The organism is Vibrio sp. 10N.261.46.A3 (assembly GCF_041472995.1).
GTDB lineage: Bacteria > Pseudomonadota > Gammaproteobacteria > Enterobacterales > Vibrionaceae > Vibrio > Vibrio coralliirubri.
Genome location: NZ_JBFRRH010000036.1, coordinates 10,046 through 14,531 on the forward strand (window position 1 = coordinate 10,046; position 4,486 = coordinate 14,531).

At 43.6% G+C, this 4,486-nt stretch carries 4 protein-coding genes; 2 read left to right on the forward strand and 2 right to left on the reverse strand.

Annotated features, from left to right (window positions below):
- Window positions 1–516 precede the first annotated feature (516 nt).
- Window positions 517–2,091, forward strand: coding sequence for an ABC-F family ATP-binding cassette domain-containing protein (locus AB4484_RS10235; RefSeq protein ID WP_372077901.1), 1,575 nt, complete (start codon window positions 517–519; stop codon window positions 2,089–2,091).
- 119 nt (window positions 2,092–2,210) lie between these two features.
- Window positions 2,211–3,449 (forward strand): leucine-rich repeat-containing protein kinase family protein, encoded by a 1,239-nt coding sequence (locus AB4484_RS10240; protein WP_372077903.1) that lies wholly within the window; start codon window positions 2,211–2,213, stop codon window positions 3,447–3,449.
- A gap of 108 nt (window positions 3,450–3,557) precedes the next feature.
- Here the strand turns inward: AB4484_RS10240 and AB4484_RS10245 are convergent, their stop codons facing one another.
- Both AB4484_RS10245 and yqfB read right to left on the reverse strand, forming a co-directional pair.
- The gene (locus tag AB4484_RS10245; RefSeq protein WP_372077905.1) at window positions 3,558–4,007 is read right to left on the reverse strand and encodes a hypothetical protein; all 450 of its coding nucleotides are present in this window, start codon (window positions 4,005–4,007) and stop codon (window positions 3,558–3,560) included.
- Between the two features lie 68 nt (window positions 4,008–4,075).
- A complete protein-coding gene (yqfB, locus tag AB4484_RS10250) occupies window positions 4,076–4,390 on the reverse strand; it encodes a N(4)-acetylcytidine aminohydrolase (RefSeq protein ID WP_004733516.1) in 315 nt (104 codons plus the stop codon).
- Between the last annotated feature and the right edge of the window lie 96 nt (window positions 4,391–4,486).

Here is a 4,486-nt window from a genome sequence, read left to right on the forward strand (position 1 = left end):
AAGCTCTAAGCTCTAAGCTCAAGCTCTAAGCTCTGAACCCAAAGATATAAATTCTAGACTCAATTTATTTCCAATAATGATCACTAAAGCGCCACACAGGCGCTTTAATTATTTGAACACAATTTAATCACTTCAGCATATTGACTCTGAGTACGTTCTTTCAGTACCATCCCACCATCATTTCAAAAGAGAATAACGCCATAATGAAGTACTAACATCCTGACATCCGATTTATTTTTATAAAAATCATTTGGACACTCGGGGTTAGTGGGCGTTACTTCGTCATCTACTTTTGCGACAAATCAAGCTCTTAAAGATCCGTTTTTTGACAAACAAACATCTTTAAGATCAGCACCTTAAAGACAGAAATCAGATCAGCACTCTATTTCCTATCTTTGATTGGCATACTACCTAAGTAACGTCTTTGGCGATCTATACATAGAATTCTGTGTAGGGTTCTGTATAGAAAAAGCGCCTCACCCCTTTTACTCGTTACACGTAAAGGGAGGTATTTCTATGCCTACTATATTAGCCAACAATCTCTCATTCCAACTCGATACTGGTGAGTGGTTATTCAAAGAGATCACCTTTAATTTGAGCACACGCCTCACCGGCTTAGTCGGAAGAAATGGGGCTGGAAAGTCATTGTTGCTTTCATTACTCGTTGGACAAAAACAGCCCACAACGGGCAGTGTTTCGCGCCAAGGTTCAATCGGCTTTTACTCTCAGTTACCATCAAAGCTACTGGATACCAACATCACCATCGCTGACTTCTTAGGGCGCACCGAAAAGTTAGAAGCATTAAGCGCCATAGAACAAGGTAGCTGTGAATTGCAGCACTTCAATATCATTGGTGATGATTGGGATCTAGAGGCATGTACCCAGCAGTTGCTAGGTACATTAAAGATCACTAGTGATTTGAACACGCCCTGTTGCTCTTTGAGTGGTGGACAACTCGCCTTGCTACAGCTTCATCATCTGTTCGTATCAAATAACGACATACTGATCCTCGATGAGCCTTCAAACCATTTGGATAACGACGGACGCAATTGGCTACTCGAACAATGCCAAATGTTTGAAGGCAAAATACTAGTCGTCAGCCATGATCGCAGCTTATTGAGGCAAATGGAGGGGATATACCACCTCAACAACTTGGGCGTACGTTTCTATAAAGGAAATTATGATGATTACTTCAAACAAGTGTCCAGTCAAAGCGAAGCGCTAGACAAACAGATTGCGCATCATCAGTCCGAAAAGAAACGACTCGAGCGTCAAGCTCAAGCCAACAAGGAAAAGGCGCAACAGCGAGAATCTCAGGGAAACCGACTCAGAAAGTCAGGTAGCCAACCCAAGATCTTATTGGATGCGATGAAAGATAAAGCAGGACAAAGCCAAGCCGCGTCTGCGACAAGCCAAAGGAATGTCATTGACCAAAACCAACATAAACTTCAGTCGCTTAAAAAACAGAAGGAACGGCTGAAACCACAAGCTTTGTATCTACAGCAAATTAATAGCAGTAAAAAGAGCTCTTTGTTAACCGTTGAAAACTGCCGCCTTATTTACGGCTCTGGTGCGCCCATCAGTTTCTCTTTATCACAAGGGGAACGGTGTTATCTAACCGGTGCTAATGGGTGTGGAAAGTCGACACTGTTAAAAGCGATTCACGGTCAACACACCAATTATAAAGGCTCGATTAAGCGCTTGGGGGCGACCGTCTATTTGGACCAACACTTTGGCCTGTTAGACACCAACGAGACGATGTTCGATAGCTTAATGACGCACAGCTTTGGATTAACAGAGAGCGACGCGCGAACCCTGCTAGCAGGAATTGGATTCAGGCGAGAGTCTGTATATCGCAAAGTCGCTCACCTCAGTGGTGGCGAGAAAATGAAGCTGGCGATGTTGATCGTCAGCCATAAACAGGATGCCCCGCTTCTTCTACTTGATGAACCAGACAATCACTTGGACATAGACTCAAAGCAAATATTGGCTTCGGCTCTGCGTGAATACCAGAGTGCATTCATCTTGGTCAGTCATGATAGCGATTTTGTTGAGGAAGTCGGCGTTAGCCAAAACCATATAAAGCTTTAGTCCATGCCCCTAAACCTTGAGTCTTAAGCCTGTTAGGCGAGCTTCATTACTGATGCTCGCCTTTCTCGGTTGAGACAAGTAAACTACGCGCCTCGAACATCTATTCATAAGGCTAAGGTTTGCATACTCTAGAACAATTAAAATCAGGGCAACTTAAAGGTATTAAGCGCTTAAAACTATCAGAAGGTCTCACCGAGTTTCCTCTAGAAATCATTGAGCTTGCAGATTCTCTTGAGATCCTAGACCTTTCAGGTAATCAGCTGTCAGACCTACCAGCCGAGTTATCAAAGCTAACTAACCTGCGTATTATCTTCGCGTCGAATAACCTGTTTACGCACCTGCCTGATGTTCTAGGTACTCTTCCTAAGCTCGAAATGGTTGGCTTCAAAACCAACCAAATCAAAACCGTTAGCGAGCAGTCTCTGCCGACTCAACTACGTTGGTTGATCCTGACAGACAATGAGATTGAGGTTCTGCCTAGCTCACTAGGTGAAAGACCGCGGCTACAGAAACTGGCATTGGCGGGTAACAAGATTCGCGTGTTACCAAAAAGCATGGAAAACCTATCCAACCTTGAGCTAGTTCGTCTGTCTGCAAACCAACTGATTGAATTCCCTGAGTTCCTTATTAAGCTACCAAAGCTGGCTTGGTTAGCGTTTGCGGGTAACCCATTCTGCAAACACCCGAGCAGCTTAGATAGCGTGCCCGCAGTAAGCTCGCAATGCTACTCACTGAATCAAGTACTTGGTCAAGGTGCGTCTGGCGTAATTTCACATGCTAACTGGGTGAACGGTGATTTTGATTTCCCACAGGAAGTCGCTGTAAAAGTATTTAAAGGTGAAGTAACAAGCGACGGTTACCCACACGATGAGCTCGAAGCTTGTTTGCAGGCTGGTTATCATAGCAACCTAGTGAAGTCGATAGCTCAAGTCGATGAACCAGACTATCTCGCATTAGTGATGGAGCTTATCCCAAGCAACTATTACAACCTAGGCTTACCCCCTACTCTTGAAAGCTGTACTCGCGATACGTTCAATGAAGGCTTCGAGCTTTCAATTGCTCAGATTAATAGCATTACCGAACAGATGGTTGATGTGTTTGAACACCTTCATGCCAACAAGGTCTGTCATGGTGATCTATACGCTCACAACACTTTGGTTAATGAACAAGGTCAGATGATCTTTGGTGACTTTGGCGCTGCGACTATCTACGGCTACCTAACTGAAGAACAACAACAAGGTATTCGTCGTATCGAAGCTCGCGCATTAAAGTACTTTATTGAAGACCTACTGACGATTTGTGCAAAGCAAGATCAAGACAGCGAGCTTTATACTCGATTGGCGAACTTCGAAGCTTAATAGAAGTATTCAGTCAGATTGAAAACAACAAAGCCAACATCACTGTTGGCTTTGTTATTCTTGGAACATCACTTATTTTAATGGACAAGCAAGGTCGGTTAAAAGGGATTAACGCTCAGCCTGCACCAATTTCAAATACGAGTGCAGCTCATCATTTTTATATTCCACCGCAGAGTGAATATTAAGATCAGCACGAGCCACAACAGAAAACTGGTAGCGATTTTCACCCTTCAAAATCTCGACGTGTAACAAACCATCTTTTAGTTGCCACTGCCCTGTTGTTTCAAATCGATCGAACAAACGATATTCAATCAAAGAACCGTCAGCATTGAAGTGCACTTCAGTGATGTAACCGCCGGGGCAGCTCTTCACCCAAACTCGATTCTCGATATCACTGACCGTAAAGTCACGCTTTGTATCACGCCACGCTAGAAAGCCTTTGCTATCATAAAGAGCAATGTCGAGATCAGTTCTAGAAATTAACGGCTGCTCATTTTGCTCACGACAATAAAGTTGGAGCAAAATTTGCTGAGCTGCACCATTCTGTAATTCACTCATTGTGACTTCCCTTTCTCATTGCTCTGCGTTAGACGCGGTATTGATCAACCAATTCTATTTAAAGCGGGCTACACAAGCTCGTAAGAAACCACATACAGCTGAGAGATACCTGGATAGATATCTTGAATCACGTCTTTCAGTACTTGCAGCGTCATGTTCTCTTGCTGAGCATGGAACTCACCTAAGTCATCAAATAGGATTGGTTCAACGCTGATGATCTTAAGATTACAGAACACACGGCCTTGCTCTAGCGTCGATACTTCCACAACACTACCTGGCTGGTAGTCACGTTCAGATTCATCGCGAATAGTAATCGTCTTCTTGCCAGAAAGGATGTCAGTTTCAAAACGTTCGAAGAACGTCATAGTGGTCGGTGCGGTCATTTATTTCGGTCGCTTAACATTTAAAGGTTAGGTAGATGTTTATATACCAGAATGCCTGTTCAAGCGAATAAAAATTAGATGCGAGATGCGAGATGC

What these genes read in the sequence shown, in the direction of transcription:
- AB4484_RS10235 (WP_372077901.1), top strand. Translation starts at nt 517, where the DNA reads ATGCCTACTATATTAGCCAACAATCTCTCATTCCAACTCGATACTGGT.
- AB4484_RS10245 (WP_372077905.1), bottom strand. Translation starts at nt 4,007, where the DNA reads ATGAGTGAATTACAGAATGGTGCAGCTCAGCAAATTTTGCTCCAACTT.
- yqfB (WP_004733516.1), bottom strand. Translation starts at nt 4,390, where the DNA reads ATGACCGCACCGACCACTATGACGTTCTTCGAACGTTTTGAAACTGAC.